This window comes from Actinosynnema sp. (assembly GCF_052038725.1).
In genome coordinates this window covers 1-2,066 of record NZ_JBQGCX010000288.1, presented here as the reverse complement: position 1 = coordinate 2,066, position 2,066 = coordinate 1, and the positions used below count along the sequence as shown (strand labels likewise).

The following is a 2,066-nucleotide window of genomic DNA, read 5'->3' as shown; positions in this document are numbered from 1 at the left end:
AAGTTAGCACAAAGCGGAGCGCTTGCTCCGGAACGGGTTGGTAGGGTCGCCCGGTGACCGCCGACCGGCCCGCCGAGGCCCCCCGCAGCCGCAAGCCCCGCGCGGACGCCGCGCGCAACCAGGAGGCGATCGTCGAGGCGGCGACCCGCGTGCTGGCCGAGCAGGGCGCGGCCGTCGACGTGCGCGAGATCGCCCGGCTGAGCGGGGTCGGCATGGGCACCCTGTACCGGCACTTCCCCACCAAGGAGGACCTGGTCCGCACGATCCTGCGGCGGGAGTTCCTGACCTGGGCGGCGTCGGCGCGCGAGGCTGCGGAGCGCGCGGAGGACCCGTGGGCGGCGCTGGCGGACTTCTTCCGGCAGGCGCTGAGCGGCTACGCCAGGCACCGCGCGATCTCGGAGTGCTTCGCGCTGGCCTGGGCGGAGCCGGACGTGGAGGGGCTGGGCGAGCTGCGGGCGGTGATCGAGGGGCTGACGGCGCGCGCCCACGAGGCCGGGTCGCTGCGCCCGGACGCGAGCGCGGACGACCTGCTGCTGCTCCTGGTGTCCCTGGGGCACGCCGCCCGGCTGACCGGGGACAGCCGCCCGGAGCAGGTCGAGCGGCTGCTGCGGGTGTCGCTGGACGGGCTGCGGCCGGAGCGCGCGGAGGGGTAGCGCCCTTGGGCGCGAACGTGCAGATCCGGGTGTACGTTGCTCCGCGCGACGAATGCGAGAGCGCTCTCACGAGCCGGGGCGCTCGCCACGACACACCCGGAGCGGCAGTGGAGAGCACCACCGAGAACCGGCGGTCCAAGGCCGCCCTCCCCGGCGCCACCACGCGGCGCGCGCGGATCACCGAGGTCGTGGGGCCCCTCGGCCGCGCCCGCTGATGCGCGTGCGCGAGTCCGCCGAGGCGCTCGGCGCCGCCCCGGTCGGGCGGTTGCTGTGGCGCGCCTGCGCGCAGACGACGCTGTCGGTCGGCGTGCACGGGATCTACGCGCTGACCAACGCGTGGTTCGTGGCGCGGGGCGTCGGGGCCGGGGCGATGGCGGCGGTGAACCTGGCCGCGCCGGTGCTGCTGGTGCTGGGCGCGGTGTCCACGACGGTGGGCGCGGGTGGCGCGTCGCTGGTGTCCAGGGCGCTGGGCGCGGGGGACGCGGCGGCGGCCGGTCGGGCGGCGGGGAACGCGTTCACCGTGTTCTGGGGCGCGGCGGTCGTGGTCACCGCGCTCGGCCTGCTCGGGATCGAGCCGCTGCTGACGGCGCTGGGCGCGCGGGGCGAGGCCCGCGAGGTGGCGCGCGAGTACGCGGTGGTGATCCTGGCCGGTTCGGTGCTGTCCACGGGGTTCTCCAGCCTGGTGCGGGCCGAGGGCCGGTTGCGGTTCTCCGCGCTGCTGTGGCTGGTCCCGGTGCTGGTGCAGATCACCCTGGACCCGGTGCTGATCTTCGGGTTCGACCTGGGGGTGCGCGGCGCGGCGCTGGGCACGGTCGGCGGGCAGGCGGTGTCGGCGCTGCTGAGCCTGTGGTTCTTCTTCGTGCAGCGCGAGCGGCCGTACCGGGTGCGCGCGGCCGACCTGCTGCCGCACGGGCCGACGGTGCGGGCGCTGCTGGACATCGGGGCGCCGTCGTTCCTGGCCGGGTTCGGGGCGACGCTGCTGGCGGTGCTGGTGAACACGGCGCTGGCGGGCATCGGGGCGGCGGCGCTGGCGGCGTACGCGGTGGCGGCGCGGGTGCAGGCGTTCGTGACGATGCCGCAGGTCGGGCGCGCGCAGGGCGTGCAGCCGCTGGTCGGGTACAACGCGGGGCGCGGGCTGCACGACCGGGTGGCGCGCACCAGGGACCTCGCGCTGCGCGCCACGGTCGGGTACGGGCTGGTGGTGGCGGCGCTGGTGGTGGTGTTCGCCGGGCCGCTGGTGGCGGTGTTCCTGGACGACCCGGCCGTCGCGGGCCGGGCGGAGGGGGCGCTGCGGGTGCTGGCGGTCGGCTTCACGGCGGCCGGGGTGACGCCGCTGGTCGCCGCGCACGCCCAGTCGCTCGGCCTGCCCCGGCCCGCGTGGGCGCTGGCGGTGGGCCCGTTGGCGCTGGTCAA

At 77.0% G+C, this 2,066-nt stretch carries 2 protein-coding genes; both read left to right on the top strand.

Going from position 1 to position 2,066, the window contains the following annotated elements; all coding sequences use genetic code 11:
• The first annotated feature begins 53 nt into the window (after positions 1-53).
• Positions 54-653, top strand: a complete 600-nt coding sequence (locus tag ACTUAL_RS05700; protein WP_096495362.1) for a TetR/AcrR family transcriptional regulator — start codon at positions 54-56, stop codon at positions 651-653.
• A 214-nt stretch (positions 654-867) separates the two neighbouring features.
• Positions 868-2,066: MATE family efflux transporter (locus tag ACTUAL_RS05695; protein WP_440899504.1), on the top strand; the 1,199-nt coding region annotated here is incomplete at its 3' end.